Origin of the sequence: Massilia sp. CF038, assembly GCF_900129765.1 — a bacterium.
Taxonomy (GTDB): domain Bacteria; phylum Pseudomonadota; class Gammaproteobacteria; order Burkholderiales; family Burkholderiaceae_D; genus Telluria_A.
The window spans coordinates 1,752,529-1,770,414 of the sequence record NZ_FQWU01000001.1; the positions used below are offsets into that span (position 1 = coordinate 1,752,529).

20 protein-coding genes are annotated in these 17,886 nt (G+C 64.9%); 19 read left to right on the plus strand and 1 reads right to left on the minus strand.

Features of this window, described 5'->3' with window-relative positions:
* Nucleotides 1–137: 137 nt before the first annotated feature.
* From BUC24_RS07945 to BUC24_RS08035, 19 genes are read left to right on the plus strand one after another with little or no spacing between them, the layout of a single operon-like run.
* Nucleotides 138–881 (plus strand): beta-ketoacyl synthase chain length factor, encoded by a 744-nt coding sequence (locus tag BUC24_RS07945; RefSeq protein ID WP_073213510.1) that lies wholly within the window; start codon nt 138–140, stop codon nt 879–881.
* A complete protein-coding gene (locus BUC24_RS07950; RefSeq protein ID WP_073213511.1) occupies nt 874–1,647 on the plus strand; it encodes a lysophospholipid acyltransferase family protein in 774 nt (257 codons plus the stop codon). Before BUC24_RS07945 ends, BUC24_RS07950 begins: the two co-directional genes overlap by 8 nt.
* Nucleotides 1,640–1,894, plus strand: a complete 255-nt coding sequence (locus tag BUC24_RS07955) for a phosphopantetheine-binding protein (RefSeq protein ID WP_073213512.1) — start codon at nt 1,640–1,642, stop codon at nt 1,892–1,894. Before BUC24_RS07950 ends, BUC24_RS07955 begins: the two co-directional genes overlap by 8 nt.
* Before the next feature lie 10 nt (nt 1,895–1,904).
* Nucleotides 1,905–2,189 (plus strand): acyl carrier protein, encoded by a 285-nt coding sequence (locus BUC24_RS07960; protein WP_229448084.1) that lies wholly within the window; start codon nt 1,905–1,907, stop codon nt 2,187–2,189.
* A gap of 32 nt (nt 2,190–2,221) precedes the next feature.
* Entirely contained in the window at nt 2,222–2,740 is a 519-nt protein-coding gene (locus BUC24_RS07965; protein ID WP_373887967.1) for a COG4648 family protein, read from the plus strand.
* A complete protein-coding gene (locus tag BUC24_RS07970) occupies nt 2,733–4,445 on the plus strand; it encodes an ApeI family dehydratase (RefSeq protein WP_073214978.1) in 1,713 nt (570 codons plus the stop codon). Before BUC24_RS07965 ends, BUC24_RS07970 begins: the two co-directional genes overlap by 8 nt.
* A 13-nt stretch (nt 4,446–4,458) precedes the next feature.
* Nucleotides 4,459–5,544, plus strand: a complete 1,086-nt coding sequence (locus tag BUC24_RS07975; protein ID WP_073213514.1) for a class I SAM-dependent methyltransferase — start codon at nt 4,459–4,461, stop codon at nt 5,542–5,544.
* Nucleotides 5,541–6,281 (plus strand): glycosyltransferase family 2 protein, encoded by a 741-nt coding sequence (locus tag BUC24_RS07980; RefSeq protein ID WP_073213515.1) that lies wholly within the window; start codon nt 5,541–5,543, stop codon nt 6,279–6,281. The genes BUC24_RS07975 and BUC24_RS07980 overlap by 4 nt, the downstream gene beginning before the upstream one ends.
* Nucleotides 6,266–7,225 carry a lysophospholipid acyltransferase family protein gene (locus BUC24_RS07985; protein ID WP_073213516.1) on the plus strand — a complete coding sequence of 320 codons (960 nt, stop codon included), beginning with the start codon at nt 6,266–6,268 and terminating at the stop codon, nt 7,223–7,225. Before BUC24_RS07980 ends, BUC24_RS07985 begins: the two co-directional genes overlap by 16 nt.
* A complete protein-coding gene (hutH, locus tag BUC24_RS07990; RefSeq protein WP_073213517.1) occupies nt 7,212–8,771 on the plus strand; it encodes an HAL/PAL/TAL family ammonia-lyase in 1,560 nt (519 codons plus the stop codon). Before BUC24_RS07985 ends, hutH begins: the two co-directional genes overlap by 14 nt.
* Nucleotides 8,764–9,198 (plus strand): acyl-CoA thioesterase, encoded by a 435-nt coding sequence (locus tag BUC24_RS07995; protein ID WP_073213518.1) that lies wholly within the window; start codon nt 8,764–8,766, stop codon nt 9,196–9,198. The genes hutH and BUC24_RS07995 overlap by 8 nt, the downstream gene beginning before the upstream one ends.
* Nucleotides 9,195–9,797 (plus strand): outer membrane lipoprotein carrier protein LolA, encoded by a 603-nt coding sequence (locus tag BUC24_RS08000; RefSeq protein WP_073213519.1) that lies wholly within the window; start codon nt 9,195–9,197, stop codon nt 9,795–9,797. The genes BUC24_RS07995 and BUC24_RS08000 overlap by 4 nt, the downstream gene beginning before the upstream one ends.
* Nucleotides 9,794–12,136, plus strand: a complete 2,343-nt coding sequence (locus BUC24_RS08005) for an MMPL family transporter (RefSeq protein ID WP_073213520.1) — start codon at nt 9,794–9,796, stop codon at nt 12,134–12,136. Before BUC24_RS08000 ends, BUC24_RS08005 begins: the two co-directional genes overlap by 4 nt.
* On the plus strand, nt 12,126–12,674 hold the full coding sequence (locus BUC24_RS08010) for a DUF3261 domain-containing protein (RefSeq protein ID WP_083598771.1): 549 nt from the start codon (nt 12,126–12,128) through the stop codon (nt 12,672–12,674). The genes BUC24_RS08005 and BUC24_RS08010 overlap by 11 nt, the downstream gene beginning before the upstream one ends.
* 10 nt (nt 12,675–12,684) lie before the next feature.
* Nucleotides 12,685–13,866 (plus strand): beta-ketoacyl-ACP synthase, encoded by a 1,182-nt coding sequence (locus BUC24_RS08015; RefSeq protein WP_073213522.1) that lies wholly within the window; start codon nt 12,685–12,687, stop codon nt 13,864–13,866.
* Nucleotides 13,863–14,321, plus strand: coding sequence for a hotdog family protein (locus BUC24_RS08020; protein ID WP_073213523.1), 459 nt, complete (start codon nt 13,863–13,865; stop codon nt 14,319–14,321). Before BUC24_RS08015 ends, BUC24_RS08020 begins: the two co-directional genes overlap by 4 nt.
* The gene (gene fabG / locus BUC24_RS08025; protein WP_073213524.1) at nt 14,318–15,052 is read left to right on the plus strand and encodes a 3-oxoacyl-ACP reductase FabG; all 735 of its coding nucleotides are present in this window, start codon (nt 14,318–14,320) and stop codon (nt 15,050–15,052) included. The genes BUC24_RS08020 and fabG overlap by 4 nt, the downstream gene beginning before the upstream one ends.
* A complete protein-coding gene (locus BUC24_RS08030) occupies nt 15,049–16,278 on the plus strand; it encodes a beta-ketoacyl-ACP synthase (RefSeq protein ID WP_073213525.1) in 1,230 nt (409 codons plus the stop codon). The genes fabG and BUC24_RS08030 overlap by 4 nt, the downstream gene beginning before the upstream one ends.
* Nucleotides 16,269–16,901, plus strand: a complete 633-nt coding sequence (locus tag BUC24_RS08035; protein WP_073213526.1) for a 4'-phosphopantetheinyl transferase family protein — start codon at nt 16,269–16,271, stop codon at nt 16,899–16,901. The genes BUC24_RS08030 and BUC24_RS08035 overlap by 10 nt, the downstream gene beginning before the upstream one ends.
* Here BUC24_RS08035 and BUC24_RS08040 read toward each other — a convergent pair.
* A complete protein-coding gene (locus BUC24_RS08040; protein ID WP_073213527.1) occupies nt 16,877–17,704 on the minus strand; it encodes a hypothetical protein in 828 nt (275 codons plus the stop codon). The two genes, BUC24_RS08035 and BUC24_RS08040, sit on opposite strands and share 25 nt — an antisense overlap.
* Nucleotides 17,705–17,886: the final 182 nt, after the last annotated feature.

Consider the following 17,886-nt stretch of genomic DNA (forward strand, 5'->3'; position numbering starts at 1 on the left):
TGCAAGCATTGTGGGACAATTCCTACCCTTGTTGCGGGGTAACACAATACTTGTTGTATCGAAGTCAGACTCTACTAGGCGTGGCACCATGCAGTTTATAATGGGCAATCTCTAGTTCTACCAAGAAAATAGCGCCAATGTTTCCAATCGGGCTGAAGTTTTCCATTGCCGCCCATTCAGCCTGGGCCCCCGGCATCACCACGCCGCAGGAATGGGACCGCTGGAGTGCAGAGCCGACCCGGATCGGCGAGGGGCCGGAGCCGAGCGTGCGCGCGATGCCGGCCATGCTGCGCCGGCGCGCAGGTTTCCTTGGCAAGATGGCATTGGAAGTGGCTTACGAGTGCCTGGGCGGGCGTACCGACGTGCCCACCGTCTTCTGTTCGCGCCACGGGGAAGTGACCCGGGCCGTCGAATTGCTCGGCGAACTGGCGCGCGGTGAGGCCCTGTCACCCACCACCTTCGGTCTGGCTGTGCACAACGCCAGTGCCGGACTATTTTCGATTGCCCGGGTCGACCGCGCCAACCATATTGCGCTCGCTGCCGGCCAGGCCACGATCGAGCACGGCGTGGTCGAAGCATGCGGCCTGCTGGCCGACGGTGCCCCGATGGTGCTGCTGGTGGCCTACGATGCGCCCCTGCCGGACCTGCTGGCGCAGTTTGAAGATTGTGATGAACAACCGTATGCGTGGGCCTGGCTGATGACGGCGCCGGCGCAGGACGTGATCACGCTGTCGCTGGAAGCGGCGCTGCCGGCCCAGGCCGCGGCGGCTCCAGGTGTGCGTCCCCCTGGCCTGGATGTGCTGCTGTTTCAGCGCAGCGGGGCACGCCTGTTCGAGCATGTCACCGGCGCGCAGCGCTGGCGCTGGTCGCGCGATGCGTGAGCTGCTGGGCCGCTACTGGCGGGTGCTGGCCACAGGCCTCAGTTTCGCGGCCTTCGGGGTCGGCGGCTTGCTGTTGCGGGTGCTGGTGTTCCCGTGCCTGAATTTGCTGGTGCGCGATGCGGCCCGGCGCATTGCCTGGTCGCGCGAAATCATCCGCCTGACCTTTCGCTGCTTCGTGGGGTTGATGCGCGGTCTGGGCGTACTGCGCTACCAGATCGTTGGACTGGAAAAGCTGGACCGCGGCGGCTTGCTGATTCTGGCAAACCATCCGACCCTGATTGACACGATTTTTTTGATGGCCTTCGTCAAGCGCGCTGACTGCGTGGTGAAAAGCCACTTGTGGAACAACCCCTTTACCAGCGGGCCGGTACGTGCGGCCGGCTACGTGAATAACGAGAGCGGGGCAGCGCTGATCGATGATTGCATTGCCACGCTACGGGCCGGGAACAATCTGATCATCTTCCCGGAAGGGACGCGCACCCCGGCCTGCGGCTCGATCACGCTCAAGCGCGGCGCCGCCAACATCGCGGTGCGCGGCGCGCGCGCGGTCACGCCGGTGCTGATCGACTGCCAGCCACCGACCCTGGGCAAGGGCGAGAAGTGGTGGCGTGTGCCCAAGCGCCATGTGCAGTTCCGGATCGAGGTCAGGGACGATATCGAGGTCGCTTCCTTTGTGGATGGCGACGTCACTGAAGTAATGGCGGTTCGTCACCTGACGGATCATTTGCAACGATTTTTTACAGAAGAGAACCAGGTCCATGCTTGAATTAGAAGTGAAACAACTGATCATCGACGTACTGCAGCTGGAAGACATCGGCCCGGACGATATCGACAGCGCCGCGCCGCTGTTCGTCGAAGGACTGGGCCTGGATTCGATCGACGCGCTGGAACTGGGCGTGGCCCTGCAAAAGCGCTACGGCATTTCGCTGTCGGCCGATTCGGAAGATACCCGCCGCCATTTCGCGTCTGTCAACGCGCTGGCAGCCCTGGTGCAGACGCACCGCAAGAAGTAAGGAGAACGATATGGCAACGACGGTAGATATCAGCACCATGAGCCGCGATCAGCTGCAGGCATGGATCGTGGACCTGCTCGCCGAGATGTTCGAGCTCGATAAATCGGACCTGACGGCCGAGTCCAATCTGTACGCGGACCTGGACATCGACAGCATCGACGCGGTCGATCTGGCAGTCAAGCTCAAACAGCTGACCGGCAAACGCCTGCAGCCGGAAGTGTTCAAGACCATCCGCACCATCGCCGACGTTGTCAGCGCCCTCGAGGGCCTGGTGGTCGAGGAGCAGGCGCTATAAATACGCGTGTCTTGACCGCTGTTGCGGTCATATTGACGCTGCTCTATCCGTTGGCAATCTGGCTGGGCCAGGGCCGGATCGAGCCGCGCTGGCTGGCAATGCTGTTATTGCTGGCCGCCGCTGCTCGTCTGCCCGCCATGAAGGTCAGCGCCGCCGCGCGCTGGAGCGGGGCCGGTGCGCTGCTGCTGGTGGCCGGCGCGGTCTGGTCGAATGCGCTTCTGCCGCTTAAACTGTATCCAGTGCTGGTGAATCTGGCGTTTCTGGCCGCCTTTGGCTGGAGCTTGCTGACGCCCCAATCGATGGTCGAACGCATGGCGCGCCTGAGTGAACCGGACTTGCCGCCGGCCGGCGTGGCCTATACACGCACCGTGACCAAGGTCTGGTGCGTTTTCTTTGTTTTCAACGGCAGCGTGGCGCTGGCCACCGCATTCTGGGCCACCGAAGCGCAATGGTCGCTGTACAACGGGGTGATCGCCTACTTGCTGATGGGCGTGCTGTTCGCGGGCGAGTATCTGGTGCGCCTCAAAGTCAAGCGTGCCGGCCATGTCTGACTGGTTCTCGGTGCTGGCGGCCCGCCCCGCGCAGGCCGTGACCGGCTGGCGTGACGGGCGCAGTGTCGCCCACGGCGCGTTTCTGACGCAGGTGCAGGCCTGGCGCGCGCTGGCCTTGCGCACCCCCGGCACGCAGATCGCGCTCTACCTCGATGACAGCCTTGCATTTGCAGCCGCCTTGCTGGGCGCCTGGCAAGCTGGCAAGACCGTCTGGCTCACGGCCGACACGGTCGACGCCAGCTGCAGTGCGCTGGCCGGCCAGGTCGACGCGTTTTTTGGCAGCTTCCCCGCCCAGTGGCAGGCAATGCAGCCGGCGGCCAGCGACGCCTGCACGCTGCCCTGGCTGGCGCTGGCGCCCGATATGGCCGCGCTGGTCGTGCATACGTCGGGCAGCACCGGCGCCCCGCAAGCGATCCCCAAGCGCCTGTCGCAAATGACGGCCGAAGTGGCAACGCTGGAGCAGCTGTTCGGTGCGGCCATCGGCCCGGCCGACATCGTCGCCACCGTCTCGCACCAGCACATCTATGGCTTGCTGTTCAAGGTGCTGTGGCCGCTGGCGGCCGGGCGCGCAATCCACGCGCACAGCCTGAATTACCCGGAACAGCTGGCGGCCACGCTGGCCCAGCGCCCCTGCGTGCTGGTGGCCAGCCCGGCCCACTTGAAGCGTTTGCCCGAGCACCTCGACTGGCGCGGCGCGCAAACGATGCTGCGCGCCGTGTTCTCCTCGGGCGGTCCGCTGGCGCCGGAGGCAGCCACCGCTGCCGCGCGCATGCTTGGCTGCACCCCCACCGAAATTTACGGCAGCAGTGAAACCGGCGGCATCGCCTGCCGCCGCCGCCAGAGCGCATCGAACGGCGCCTGGGAAGCCATGCCCGGGGTCGAATGGCGCAGCGCTGACGGCGTGGCCCTGCTGGAAGTGCGTTCAGCGCACCTGGAGCACGATGGCTGGATGCGCCTGGCCGACCGGGTCGAGGCGGCCGGCGCCAACCGCTTCCTGCTGCTGGGGCGCAGCGACCGGCTATTGAAAATCGAAGAAAAACGGATCTCGCTGGACGCCATGGAGGCGGCACTGGTGGCCAGCGGTCTGGCGCAAGAGGCGAGGGTGGCGCTGTGCCACCAGGTGGCAGGCGAGCGCCAGGCGCTGGCCGCGTTTGTCGTGCCCACGCCTGAAGGCAGCGCCTTGCTTGCCGCGCAAGGCAAGAGCGCCCTCAACGCGCGCCTGCGCGCCTGCCTGAGCGGCGTGGTGGAAGCGGTGGCCTTGCCGCGTCGCTGGCGCTACCTTGACCAGTTGCCCATCAATGCGCAGGGCAAGACCACCCAGGCATTGCTGCTTGCCTTGCTGGGCGACAGCGCCGATGCCGCGCCCCGCACGCCGCGCGTTACGCTGCTTGAACGCGATGGCACGCACGTGCTGCTGTCACTGACGGTGCCGGCCAATTTGTACTATCTGGAAGGGCATTTCCCAGATGCGCCCATCCTGCCCGGCGTGGTGCAGGTGGACTGGGCGATCGGCCAGGCGCGCCAATACTTTACGCTGGCGCCGGTTTTTCGCGGCATCAACGCACTCAAGTTCCAGCAGGTGATTCTGCCGGAAGTCCCCGTTTTTCTGGAACTGACGCACGATCCGGCCAAGGATACGCTCCAGTTTCGCTATTTCTCGGACGCCGGGCCCCACGCCGGCGGACGCATTTTGTTCGGTAACTAAGGTAAAGCGCACCATGCTCGACAAGAAATTCTCACCGGAGCGCCAGTCGGCCTTCGCAGCCCGTTTCGAAGCCCAGAAGATCGCCTTTGGCCCGGTGGTGTTCCAGTGCGTGCGCTATGCATGGAAGCGCGGCATGCTGCAAACGCTGGCCGATGCCGGCAGCGCTGGTTTGTCGGTCGCGCAAATGGCGGCCACCGGCCGCTGGACCGAGTATGCGCTCAAGGTGGTGCTCGAGACCTGCCTGTCGGCTGGCGTGGTGTACCTGGAAAAGGGCTGCTATGCGCTCGACAAGGCTGGCTTCTGCGTACTGACCGACAGCATCACCCAGATCAATCTGGACTTCAACCACGACGTTTGCTACGAAGGCTTGTTCAAGCTCGACGAGTCGCTCGACACCGAGACGCCGATTGGCCTGAAGGCGCTGGGCGAATGGCCCACCTTGTACCAGGGCTTGTCGCAACTGGCCGAACCGGCCAAGACCAGCTGGTTCGCGTTCGACCATTTTTACTCGGATACCTCGTTCCCCGAAATTTTGCCGGACGTCTTCGCCACCGCCCCGCGCAAGCTGATGGACGTAGGCGCTAACACCGGCAAATTCAGCTGCGCCGCGCTGGCCTACAATGCGGCGGTGGAACTGCACCTGGTGGACTTGCCGCGCCAGCTGGCCGTGGCCGAAGAGTCGCTCAAGGCGGCTGGCGTGCGTGAGCGGGCTCACCTGCATGCGACCGATCTGCTCGACCATTCCCTGGCGCTGCCGGGCGGGATGGACTTGATCTGGATGAGCCAGTTCCTCAGCTGCTTCTCGGAGCCGGCCATCGGCAGCATTCTCAAACGCGCAGCAGCGGCGCTGGCACCCAACGGCCAGCTGCTGGTCATGGATACCTTCTGGGACCGCCAGCGCTACGACATCGCCTCCTACTGCCTGATCAATACCTCGCCCTACTTCACGGCCATGGCGAGCGGGAACAGCAAGATCTACGAAAGCGGCGACTATGTCCGCCTGGCCGAAGCTGCCGGTCTGACCCTGCTGACCACGCGCGACGACATTGGCTATTGCCACTCGCTGCTGCGCTTTGCAAAGGCCGGGACGCCAGCATGAAAACCTGCGTCCTGATCCCCGTCTACGACCACGAACACGCCATTGGCGATGTGGTTCGGGCGGTGCTCGCGCAGAATTTGCATTGCATTCTGGTGGACGATGGCAGTTCGGCCGGCTGCGCCCGCGTGCTCGATACACTGGCACAGACGGCGCCGGGCGCAGTGACGCTGGTGCGCCATGCGCACAATCAGGGCAAGGGTGGGGCGGTCATCAGTGGCTTTCGCCGCGCGGCGCAGGATGGCTTTAGCCATGTCCTGCAAATCGACGCTGACGGTCAGCACAACGTGGCCGATATTCCCCTGTTCCTCGCTCTGGCGCAGCGCCATCCGGATGCGCTGATCGTGGGCAGCCCGATCTACGACGAGTCGGTGCCGAAGGTGCGCCTGTACGCGCGCTACCTGACCCATGTCTGGGTCTGGATCAATACCTTGTCGTTTGCGATTCAGGATTCCATGTGCGGCTTTCGGGTGTATCCGGTGGCGCCAGCGATGGCGCTGATCAATCGGCGCCAGCTTGGCCTGCGCATGAACTTCGATACCGACATCCTGGTGCGCCTGCACTGGGACGGCGTGCAGGTCATCAACCAGCCAACCCGGGTGCGCTACCCCACCGATGGCGTGTCGCATTTTCGCGGCGTGCTCGATAACGTGCTGATCTCGCGCATGCATGCCACCCTGTTCCTCGGCATGCTGGTGCGTCTGCCGCTGCTGCTGGCGCGCAAATGGCGGACCCGATGAAAGCGGCAGGCAGCAGCCACTGGGCGGCGATCAACGAATCGAGCTTCGTGGCTGGCATGCGCCTGCTGTTCTGGGTGTGCCGGGTATTTGGCCGCTGGCCGTTCCGGGTGGTGCTGTATCCGGTGCTGACCTGGTATGTGGCCACCAAGCCGGTGGCGCGGCGCGCGTCCAGCACCTACCTGGCGCGCATGCGGCCGCTGGCCAGTGTGCCGGGCGGCTGGTGGGGCGTGATCCGCCACTTTGCCGCCTTTGCTGAGAACATCCTCGACAAGATGCTGCTGTGGGGCGGCTTGATCGACACCAGCCGGGTCCAGTTTCATGGCGCCGATCTGATGGACCGCTTGCTGGCCGAGCGGCGCGGTGCGCTGCTGCTGTGCTCCCACCTGGGCAATGTCGATTTGTGCCGGGTCTTGTCGCACCAGCAGCCCGGCTTGAAGCTGACCGTGCTGGTACACACGCGCCACGCAAAAGCGTTTAATGACATGCTCGCTGCGATCGATCCGCGCAGCCAGATGAATTTGCTGCAGGTGACCGACATGACGCCGGCCACGGCGATGCTGCTGTCCGAGCGCGTGGCCGCCGGCGAGATCGTGGTCATTGCCGGCGACCGGATTCCGGTGGCGGCCCAGCCGCGCGTGGTCATGGCGCCGTTTCTGGGCACGCCCGCACCGTTCCCGGTAGGGCCGTATGTGCTGGCGTCGGTGCTGCAGTGCCCGATTTACCTGATGTTCCCGCTGCGTGGCCAGCAAGGCTACGAAGTGCATTTCGAGCAGTTGAGCGAGACCGTGCGGCTGCCACGCGCCGGTCGCGAAGCGGCGCTCACGCAGCTGGCCACGGCCTACGCGGCGCGTTTGCAGCATTACGCTGCCCGCTCGCCCCTCGAATGGTTTAATTTTTACGATTTTTGGCATATCCAGTCTGGACATGAAGATGCAACAAGCTGACCTGAACCAACCCCAACGCACGGTCGAATTCGACCGCAACCGTCTGACCATCGAAGATATCGCCGATATCGCAGCCGGCCGCGCGCGCGGCGTGCTCTCGAGCGATCCGGCCTTTCGCGCCGCCATTGCCAAGGGTGCCGATTTCCTCGACCGCCTGCTGCGCGAGGATGGCACCATCTATGGCGTGACCACCGGCTACGGCGACTCGTGCACGGTGGCGGTGCCGCCCGAACTGGTGGGTGAACTGCCGCACCATCTGTACACCTATCACGGCTGCGGCCTGGGCGAATACCTGACCGAAGCGCAGACGCGCGCCGTGATGGCCACCCGTCTGCAGTCGCTGGCCAAGGGCTTCTCCGGGGTCAGCGTGGAGCTGCTGGAACAGATCGCGCGCCTGCTTGACGCCGGCCTGCTGCCATTGATTCCCAGCGAAGGCTCGGTTGGCGCCAGCGGTGACCTGACACCGTTGTCGTACCTGGCTGCCGTGCTGTGTGGCGAGCGTGAAGTCTGGCGTGACGGCGTGCAGGTGCCGGCCGCCGATGCACTGCGCGATGCTGGCATCACGCCGCTGCGCCTGCGCCCGAAAGAAGGGCTGGCGATCATGAACGGCACCGCCGTCATGACGGCGCTGGCTTGCCTGGCTTTCGAGCGGGCCGAGTACCTGACGCGCCTGTGCACCCGCATTACCGCCATGGCCTCGTTCGCGCTGGACGGCAATGCCCACCATTTCGATGAAACCCTGTTCTCGGTCAAGCCGCACGAGGGCATGCAGGGCGTGGCCGCCTGGCTGCGCGAGGACTTGCACGTGGGCCGCCAGCTCGACCGCAATGGCAAGCGCCTGCAGGACCGCTATTCAATCCGCTGCGCCCCGCACGTGATTGGGGTACTGGCCGATGCGCTGCCGTTCTTCCGCAGCTCGATTGAAAATGAGCTCAATAGCGCCAACGACAATCCGATCATCGACGCCGAAGGCGAACGCGTACTGCACGGCGGGCACTTCTACGGCGGCCATATTGCGTTTGCCATGGACGGGATGAAGAACACGGTGGCCAACCTGGCCGACCTGATGGACCGTCAGATGGCGCTGCTGGTGGACAGCCGTTACAACCACGGCTTGCCGGCCAATCTGTCGGGCGCCGAAGGCACCCGCGCGGCCATCAACCATGGCCTGAAGGCCCTGCAGATCAGCTCTTCCGCCTGGACCGCCGAGGCGCTCAAGAACACCATGCCAGCCTCGGTATTTTCGCGTTCCACCGAATGCCACAACCAGGACAAGGTCAGCATGGGCACCATCGCCGCGCGCGACTGCCTGCGCGTGCTGGAACTGACCGAGCAAGTGGCTGCTGCCTTGCTGGTGAGCGTACGCCAGGGTGTCTGGCTGCGCCTGCGCAGCAATCCGGCACTGGAAGCGCCAGCGGCGCTGCTGCAGATGATGGAGGCGCTGGGCGAGGACGTGGCGCCGGTGGTGGAAGACCGCCGCCTGGAGCCGGAATTGCGGGTCTTGATCGCGCACATCCGTGCCCGGCGCTGGAGCCTGTATGCGTAGGGGCGCGCCGCCGAGCCGATGGTTTGCCGAAACCGAGATCGAGATCCAGTTCTATGATCTCGATCCGATGCAGATCGTCTGGCACGGCAATTACGTCAAGTATCTGGAAGTGGCGCGCTGCGCGCTGCTGGACCAGATCGCGTACAACTACAACCAGATGAAAGACTCCGGTTACGCCTGGCCGGTGATTGACATGAATCTGCGCTACATCGGTTCGGCCGTGTTCGGCCAGCGCATCAAGCTGCGCGCCGAGATCGTCGAGTACGAGCACCGCTTGAAGATTGACTACCTGATCAGCGACGCGGCCAGCGGCAAGCGCCTCACGCGCGCCAGCACCAGCCAGGTGGCGGTCGACATTGCCACCGGCGAGATGTGTTTTGTCTCGCCTGCCATTTTATTCGAGAAGCTGGGAGTGACCCCCTCATGAGACACCTTGTATTGAGCGCCTGCCTGGCGCTGCTGTGTGCAGGCGCCAGCGCCACCGCCCCGATTCCCGCCATCCAGGCCATGCTGGCCAAGCCCAGCACCATGTGCGGCCGCTTTGACCAGAGCAAGCAGCTGGCCGGCATGAAAAAGCCGCTGGCCTCGCAAGGGCGCTTTTGCGTGGTGGCTGGCAAGGGCGTGCTGTGGCGTACCCTCAAGCCGTTTCCCAACACGCTGCGCCTGACGCGCGACGAGATCGTCCACTTCCAGGGCGAGCGCGTGGCCATGCGCCTGGACGCCAAGCAGGAGCCGACGGTACGCATGATTAACAGCGTGCTGTTCTCGCTGCTGTCGGGCGAACTGTCCGGACTCGAATCGTTGTTCGAAGTGGACGGCAGCGCCGCGGCCAACAGCTGGCGCGTGGCGCTCAAGGCACGCCAGCCGGCGCTGGCCAAGGCCATCGGCGTGATTTCCCTCGATGGCGGCGCTTACGTCAAGAACATCCATATTGACGAAGCGAGCGGCGACAAGACTGACATCGTGTTCTCCGACATCAAGACCGGCGACAGCGCGATCATGGCCGAAGAGGCGAGCTTATTTTGAAGCGTCAGACTTGGCTTGCCCTGGCCTGGGCGCTGGTGGTGTGCGCACTGCTGGGACATAACGCCTACCTGTGGCTGGGCCAGCGCATCGTGCCCGGCACCGACATCCTGGCCCTGCTGCCGGTGCAGGAGCAGGACCCGATCCTGCAGCGCTCCTTCACCCAGATGGTGGACGCGGCCCAGCAGCGCGTCATTGTGCTTGCTGGCGCGCCCGAATGGGAAGACGCGAAAAAAGCCGCCAGCGCCTACAGCGCCGTGCTGGCCAAGCATCCGGATCTGTTTGAAGCGGTCAGCGTGACTGACCAGGCCCAGGCCGACTGGCTGGCGCCATTCCAGGCGCACCGCATGGCACTGCTGACGGCCAAGCAGGAAGTGCAGCTGCAGATGGAGCCGCCGCAGTTCTGGACCGATACCGCCCTGGCTGGCCTGTACAGCGCATTTTCGGGCCCCAAACTGGGCAGCTTCCGCGACGATCCTTTCGGTCTGTTTGCCGGCTGGGTCCAGGAGCGTGCTCAGGAAACCCCGGTGCGCCCGCGCGACGGCTTGCTGTTTGTGGGCGACGCCAAGGCCCAGTACGTGCTGATGCCAATGACGATCAAACCGTCGGCGTTTTCGCTGTCGGCGCAGGCGCGCATCATCCCGCTGCTGGCGCAGGCCGCTGCCGCCGCCAAGGCAGCCGCGCCGCAGGTGGACGTGATCCAGGCTGGCGTGATCCTGCACGCCGCTGCCGCAGGCAAGCAGGCCAGCACGGAAGTGCACACCATCGGCGTCGGCTCCCTGATCGGGATCATCATGCTGACCTGGTTCTCGTTCCGTTCGCTGCGCCCGATTTTCCTGATCCTGCTGTCGATTGGCACCGGCTTTCTGGGGGCGCTGTCGCTGTGCTGGCTCATGTTCGGCCAGATCCATCTGCTGACGCTGGTGTTTGGCGCCAGCCTGATTGGCGTGGCCCAGGATTACGGCTTGTACTTCCTGTGCAACCGGCTCGCGGCCGATCCGTCCCTGAGCTCGGCCCAGCTGATGCGCCGTCTGCTGCCCGGTCTGGGTCTGACCCTGCTGGCAGCGGTGATCGGCTATATGGGGCTGGCGCTCACGCCGTTCCCTGGTCTGCGCCACATGGCGGCCTTTTCGGCACTGGGCCTGGTGTTTGCCTGGCTGACCGTGGTGTGCTGGTTCCCGTCGCTGATCGGACCGGGCACGCTCAAGAACGGCGCACTGGCGCGCCACTACAGCGCCACGCTGGCCGGCTGGCCGCGGCTGCGCATGAACCGAACATCGATGGCGGCGCTGGCCGTGTTTGCCGTGTTCGCAGCGCTGGGCTGGTCGCGCCTGGGCGTCAATGATGACATCCGTTCGCTGCAGACGCCACCGAAGCAGTTGGTGGCTGACCAAATCAAGCTGGGCAAGCTGCTGGATGCGCCCACGCCGGTTCAGTATTATCTGGTGCGCGGCAGTTCGCCCGAAATGGTGCTGCAGCGCGAAGAGGCGCTCAAACAGCATCTGGACCCGCTGATCAAGGAAGGCCGCATCAGCGGTTACCAGGCCATGTCCAACTGGGTCCCGTCAATGCAGGTGCAGGCTTCGCGGCGCGCACTGGTGCAGGATACGCTGCTGCGCGATGGCGGCCCGCTGTCGGCGCTGGCGCGCGAAATTGGCGAAGACGCCGAGTGGGTCACGGCCACCCGCAAGCACCTGGAATCGAACAGCGAAGCGCTCACCGTCGACCAGTTCCTGACCACGCCGCCGAGCGAACCCTGGCGCCACCTGTGGCTGGGCCAGCAGGGCGGGGTGCATGCCAGCATCGTGGCCGTGCGGGGCCTGAGTCTGGCCTCGCTGCCGCAGCTGAAACAGGCCGCCGTCGGCATGCAGGGCGTGCAGTGGGTCGACAAGGTGGCCGAGATTTCCTCGGTGCTGGGCCGCTATCGCCAGTACATGGGCTGGGTGGTGCTGGGTGCCTACCTGCTGGTCTTCGTGGTGCTGCTGCCACGCTACCGTGGCAATGCCTGGCGCGTGGTGGCGCCGACCGCGGTGGCCAGCATCGCCACCCTGGCCATTCTGGGTTTCGCAGGGCAGCAACTGCAGATGTTCCATATTCTGGCCCTGATGCTGCTGCTGGGCGTGGGGATTGACTACGGCATCTTCATGCAGGAAGACGCGGCCAACCGCGAAACCCCATGGCTGGCCGTCGGTCTGTCGGCCGTGAGCACAGTGCTGTCATTTGGTTTGCTGGGACTGTCCCAGACCCCGGCGCTGCGCGCCTTTGGCCTGACCATGCTGGTGGGCGCCTTGCTGGCCTGGCTCGTGGTACCGATTTTTGCAAGGAATGAGAATGAAGCGTAATCTTGTGGCAGGGATGGGGCTGGCCCTGGCGCTGGCCTTGTCTGGCTGCGCCAGCACCAAACCGGAGCCGCTGGCGCGTCTGGGCCTGAAACTGGCGCCGGCGGGCCTGGGTGAAGCGATCAGCCTGCAGCAGCATCTGACGGTGGAACGCAATGGCCGTATCGACGAACTCGATGCCGCGCTCGAAATCGATGCGCAGCACATCGAGATGGTCGGCCTGGCATTTGGCCAGCGCGTCCTGTCGATCAATTACGACGGCAAGGCACTCACGTCCTGGCGCCACCTGATGTTGCCCAAGCAGGTGCGCGCCGACGATGTGCTGGAAGACATGCAGCTGACCCTGTGGCCAGTGAGCGCGATCGCGGCCAGCCTGCCGGAGGGCTGGCGCATCGAAGAAGCGGGCCTGCAGCGCCGCCTGTACCTCAACAATGAGCTGGTGGCCACCATTGCTTACAGTGCGCAGCCGCGCTGGAGCGGCACCATCACCATGGACAATCTGCGTTACAAATACAAGCTGACCATCCAGTCAGCGCAATAGAGTCAGGATCATGAAGCTGTTTCTCAATGACTGCGGTATCGTGTGCGCGCTGGGCGACTCCGTGGCCCAGGTGCGCGAGCGCCTGTTTGCTGGCCAGAGCGGCATTGCGCCCACCAGCCAGTGGTCGCCCGGCCGCGAGCTGCCGCTGGGGCGCGTGCTGAGCGCACTGCCGGACGTGTCGCAACGTGTGCTGGCCGACCGCAGCCGCAACAACCAGCTGGCCCTGGCCGCGCTGGCCCAGATCCGAACCAGCGTCGACGCCGCCATTGGCCGCTACGGCGCGCACCGGGTCGGAATCGTGATCGGCACCAGTACCTCGGGCGTGTCCGAGACCGAGGCGGCCATGGCAGAACACGTGAAGGGCGCTGGCATGCCCGAGAGCTTCCACTACGCGCAGCAGGAAATGGGGGCACCGGCCCTGATGCTGGCGCGCGAACTGGGCGTCACCGGCCCGGCCTATGTGCATTCAAGCGCCTGCGCGTCGGGCGCCAAGGCCCTGGCCAGCGCGGCGCGCATGATCAATATGGGCTTGTGCGATGCGGTTGTCACGGGCGGGGCGGATAGCCTGTGCGCATTTACCGTGGCTGGTTTTTCGGCCCTGGAATCGGTCAGTGCTGCACGCTGCAATCCGCTCAGCGCCAACCGCAACGGCATCAATATCGGCGAAGGCGCCGCGCTGTTCCTGATGACGCGCGAAGCGTCCGCCGTGGCCCTGTGCGGCTGGGGCGAAGCGTCGGACGGTCACCATATGTCGGCGCCAGACCCGGCCGGCAGCGGCGCGCGCATCGCCATCAACGCGGCGCTGGCACGGGCCGGCATTACAGCGGGCCAGGTCGATTACATCAACTTGCACGGCACCGCCACCTTGCAGAACGACGCCATGGAGTCGCGCGTGGTGGCCGATTTGTTCGGCAGCGCCGTGGCGGTCAGCTCCACCAAACCGTTCACCGGCCACGCGCTGGGCGCCGCCGCCGCGCTGGAAGCGGCCTTCTGCTGGATCGCCATGCAGGACGATAATGCCGAGGGCATGCTGCCGCCCCACCTGTGGGATGGCGCACAGGACAGCGCACTGCCGGCACTGAACGTGGCCGCCACGGGCAGCCGCCTGGGCCGCCCGCTGGCCTGGGCATTGTCGAATTCATTTGCCTTCGGCGGCTCGAACGCGGCGCTGGTGCTGGGGAGAGGCCGATGAACTGGCCGCCCATCGAAGAGCTGGTGCCGCACAGCGGCGACATGGTCTTGCTTGAGCGCGTCATCGAGGCCAGCGACGATGCCTTGACGGCCGAACTGACCATTGGTCCGGACACCGTGTTTTTTGACGGCGCCGGCGTTGGTGCCTGGGTCGGCATGGAGTACATGGCGCAGGCGATCGCCGCGCATGCGGGCCACAAGGCCAGGCTGCGCGGCGACACCGTCAAGGTCGGCTTTTTGCTGGGCGCGCGCCGCTACCAGGCCGGGGTGCCGCTGTTCGCCCTGGGCACGGTGCTGCGCGTCCATGTGCAGCATGCGATGCAGGGTGATAACGGTCTGGCCGCGTTCGAATGCAAGATCACCGATGGCGCCAGCGGCGCGCTGCTGGCCAACGCCACCATCACGGTGTTCGAGCCCGATAATGTCAACGAATTTTTGCAGCGGAGTTTTTCATGAGTACTAACAGCGAAACCATCCTGGTCACCGGATCGTCGCGCGGCATCGGCAAAGCCATCGCCCTGCGCCTGGCGCGTGACGGCTACGATATTGTGGTCCACTGCCACAGCAAACGCGACGAGGCCGATGCGGTCGCGCGCGAAATTGTGGCCATGGGCCGCCAGGCCCGCGTGCTGCAGTTCGACATTGGCGCACGCGAGAGCGCGGCCGCCATCCTGCTTGCCGACGTCGAGCAGCATGGCTGCTATTACGGCGTGGTGTGCAATGCTGGCGTGGCGCGCGACAACGCCTTCCCCGCCATGAGCGGCGACGACTGGGACCTGGTACTGAAAACCAATCTCGATGGCTTCTACAACGTGCTCAATCCGCTCATCATGCCAATGGTCCAGCGCCGCAAGCCCGGGCGCATCGTGACCATGGCGTCGGTGTCTGGCCTGGTGGGCAACCGCGGGCAGGTCAATTACAGCGCTGCCAAGGCTGGCATCATCGGCGCCACCAAGGCCCTGGCCCTGGAACTGGCCAAGCGCGCCATCACTGTCAATTGCGTGGCCCCGGGCTTGATCGAGACCGACATGATCGCCGATGTGCCGCTGGAAGAAGCGCTGCAGATGGTGCCGGCGCGGCGCGTGGGCAAACCGTCCGAAGTGGCGCACGCGGTCAGTTTCCTGATCAGTGCCGACGCGGGCTACGTCACGCGCCAGGTCATTTCCGTCAACGGAGGCATGGTATGAGCCGCCGCGTCGTCGTCACCGGCATGGCCGGCATCAGCCCGATCGGCAACGACTGGGCCAGCATCCGCACGCGCCTGGGCGAATACCGCAACGCCATCGTCAACATGCCGGCGTGGGCCGACTACGAAGGCCTGAACACCAACCTGGCGGCGCCGGCCGCGCCGTTCGAACTGGGTGAGCGCTTCAACCGCAAGGCCATCCGCAGCATGGGCCGGGTGGCCCTGATGGCGACCCGCGCCAGCGAAATGGCGCTGCAGCATGCCGGCCTGCTGGACCATCCGCTGGTCAAGAGCGGCAAGATGGGCATTTCCTATGGCTCGTCGGCCGGCACCACCAGCGCCATGGCCGACTTTGGCCACATGCTGCAGGAACGCACCACGCGCGGCATCAATGCCACCACCTACATCAAGATGATGGCGCACACGGCGCCGGTCAATATCGGTGTGTTCTTCGGCCTGACCGGACGCGTGATCACCACCTCGTCGGCCTGCACCTCGGGCAGCCAGGGTATCGGCTACGCCTATGAAGCCATCAAGAGCGGGCGCCAGCTGGCCATGATCGCCGGCGGCGCCGAGGAGCTGTGCGCGACCGAAGCGGCGGTGTTTGACACCCTGTTTGCCACCAGCGTCATGAACGATGCGCCGCACACCAGCCCGCGCCCCTTTGACGGCAGTCGCGACGGCCTGGTGATCGGCGAGGGCGCCGGCGCCCTGATTTTGGAGGAGCTGGAGCATGCGCTGGCACGCGGCGCCACCATTCACGCCGAACTGGTGGGCTTTGGCACCAACAGCGACGGCTGTCACGTGACCCAGCCAAACGCGGCGACCATGCAGGGCGCCATGCAACTGGCCCTGGACGACGCCGGCCTGGCGCCGTCGGACATTGGCTACATCAACGCGCACGGCACTGCCACCGAACAGGGCGACATTGCCGAGACCAACGCCACGGCGCAGCTGTTTGGCCCGGCCATGCCGATCAGTTCACTGAAAAGCTATATGGGGCACACGCTGGGCGCCTGTGGCGCGCTGGAAGCGTGGATCAGCATCGAGATGATGCGCGAAGGCTGGTTTGCACCAACGCTCAATTTGAACGAGCCGGATGCGCGCTGCGGCCAGCTCGATTACATTCGCGGCGAAGGGCGCCACATCGCGTGCGACTACGTCATGTCGAATAACTTCGCCTTTGGTGGCATCAATACCTCGCTGATCTTCAAACAATGGCGCTAGCGCCCCAGGTATGGCTGGTTGACGGGGCGCCGCTCGATGACGCCCGGCTGGCCGGCTTCACCCACTGGCTCAGTGCTGGCGAGCAGGCGCGCTACCGTGCCTTTGTGCGCCAGGCGCGGCGCCGCCAGTTCCTGATCGGACGGGTGCTGCTGCGCCAGATGCTGGGGCAGATGCTGAACCTGGCGCCCGAGCGCGTGGTCTTGCAGGAGCGCCCGGGCGCGGCCCCGCAGCTGGACCATCCCGACGCTGCCGCCATTGGCTTGAGCATTGCGCACAGCGGCCCCTGGGTGGCCTGCACGGCCAGCCTGGAATGCAAACTGGGACTCGATATTGAAGTGCTTGATCCAGCGCGCGACATTGGCGCTCTGGCGGCGCAGGCCTTCGATGCGCAAGCATGCGCGTGGCTGGCGGCCCGCCCCGAAGCGAGCCGGCTGCGCGACTTTTACGCCATGTGGTGCGCACAGGAAGCGCGCATCAAGCTGGGCCCGTCCCCTGCGCAGCATGTCGTTGCACTGGACACGGCCGCGCTGGCCATTGCCGTCTGCAGCAGCAGCGCGCTGGCACAGGTGCCGGCGCTGCTGCCGCGCTGCTTGTTCGATCAGTCGACGCCGAAGTCGAAGTAGCTGTTGGCAGCCTGGGCGAAGAAGCCGGCAGTGCGCATTTCGCCCGTGTACAGCACCAGCGCGTATTCGCCGGCCTTGAGCGGCGCTTCCGGTGTGATCTTGTACAGGATGAAGCCTTCGCGCGCGCCTGACTGGTCGGGCAGGGCGGTGGTGGTGACCTTCACGACCCGGCTCTTGTTGATGCCGCTCGAATAACTCATGTAGCCGCCGCCAGTCATCACTTCACGCGTGTCGTTATTGCGCACGGCGAAATTGGCCAGGGTGAGGTAATTGTCGGCCTGGGCGTTCTTTGGCACCGAGACGATGAATTCCGGGGTGTTCGAGGCCAGGCGGCGCTGCGCAGCCTTGCCGCTCAGGCTGGCATAACTGGCCATGCCGCCAAAGCCGAGGGCACGGGCGGCAGTGCGGGTTTGCGGGATGATGTACGACATGATCTGCGGCTGGCCGTTGACAATCAGGGTCACTTCCTCGGGGTTGTAGCCGCTGTTGCTGGCTTTGCGCTGCTGACTTGGCGCGCTTTGCTTGCCAGCGCTGGCTGCCGGGGCGGCAGTGGCGCCTGCCGGACGCAGCATCGCACTCAGAATGGCCGGGGTAGCACCCTTGGCCTTGAGGGCGATCAGGGCGTCGGTCGAGGTATCGAACTTCGGTGTGCCATTGGCGATGGCTTGCAGTACAACTTCTTCGGGCATGCCCGCTTCCAGCAGCTTGATGACGTCGGCGTTGCGCACGGTGGCAGCCAGGGCGGCGGTGGAGACCAGCACGGATGCCAGCAGGGCAGTAAGCAGGGGAGTGACACGTTTCATGGGATCTCGCTGTAAAGGAACTTGAAAAAGGAACTGCATTGAAGAATAATTGATTCTTTCACAATATGCAACATTTCAACCTAATATCATTATGAAAGTTTAGTTTCTCCGTGTCAATTTATTGATATAATCCGGCCCTGCGCTGTCTTCCGCCTGCTGACGCCTTTTTCTTCCCCCTCGTT

Coding starts and splice junctions, on each gene's coding strand:
- BUC24_RS07945 (WP_073213510.1), top strand. CDS start 138: ATGTTTCCAATCGGGCTGAAGTTTTCCATTGCCGCCCATTCAGCCTGG.
- BUC24_RS07950 (WP_073213511.1), top strand. CDS start 874: ATGCGTGAGCTGCTGGGCCGCTACTGGCGGGTGCTGGCCACAGGCCTC.
- BUC24_RS07955 (WP_073213512.1), top strand. CDS start 1,640: ATGCTTGAATTAGAAGTGAAACAACTGATCATCGACGTACTGCAGCTG.
- BUC24_RS07960 (WP_229448084.1), top strand. CDS start 1,905: ATGGCAACGACGGTAGATATCAGCACCATGAGCCGCGATCAGCTGCAG.
- BUC24_RS07970 (WP_073214978.1), top strand. CDS start 2,733: ATGTCTGACTGGTTCTCGGTGCTGGCGGCCCGCCCCGCGCAGGCCGTG.
- BUC24_RS07975 (WP_073213514.1), top strand. CDS start 4,459: ATGCTCGACAAGAAATTCTCACCGGAGCGCCAGTCGGCCTTCGCAGCC.
- BUC24_RS07980 (WP_073213515.1), top strand. CDS start 5,541: ATGAAAACCTGCGTCCTGATCCCCGTCTACGACCACGAACACGCCATT.
- BUC24_RS07985 (WP_073213516.1), top strand. CDS start 6,266: ATGGCGGACCCGATGAAAGCGGCAGGCAGCAGCCACTGGGCGGCGATC.
- hutH (WP_073213517.1), top strand. CDS start 7,212: ATGCAACAAGCTGACCTGAACCAACCCCAACGCACGGTCGAATTCGAC.
- BUC24_RS07995 (WP_073213518.1), top strand. CDS start 8,764: ATGCGTAGGGGCGCGCCGCCGAGCCGATGGTTTGCCGAAACCGAGATC.
- BUC24_RS08000 (WP_073213519.1), top strand. CDS start 9,195: ATGAGACACCTTGTATTGAGCGCCTGCCTGGCGCTGCTGTGTGCAGGC.
- BUC24_RS08010 (WP_083598771.1), top strand. CDS start 12,126: ATGAAGCGTAATCTTGTGGCAGGGATGGGGCTGGCCCTGGCGCTGGCC.
- BUC24_RS08015 (WP_073213522.1), top strand. CDS start 12,685: ATGAAGCTGTTTCTCAATGACTGCGGTATCGTGTGCGCGCTGGGCGAC.
- BUC24_RS08020 (WP_073213523.1), top strand. CDS start 13,863: ATGAACTGGCCGCCCATCGAAGAGCTGGTGCCGCACAGCGGCGACATG.
- fabG (WP_073213524.1), top strand. CDS start 14,318: ATGAGTACTAACAGCGAAACCATCCTGGTCACCGGATCGTCGCGCGGC.
- BUC24_RS08030 (WP_073213525.1), top strand. CDS start 15,049: ATGAGCCGCCGCGTCGTCGTCACCGGCATGGCCGGCATCAGCCCGATC.
- BUC24_RS08035 (WP_073213526.1), top strand. CDS start 16,269: ATGGCGCTAGCGCCCCAGGTATGGCTGGTTGACGGGGCGCCGCTCGAT.
- BUC24_RS08040 (WP_073213527.1), bottom strand. CDS start 17,704: ATGAAACGTGTCACTCCCCTGCTTACTGCCCTGCTGGCATCCGTGCTG.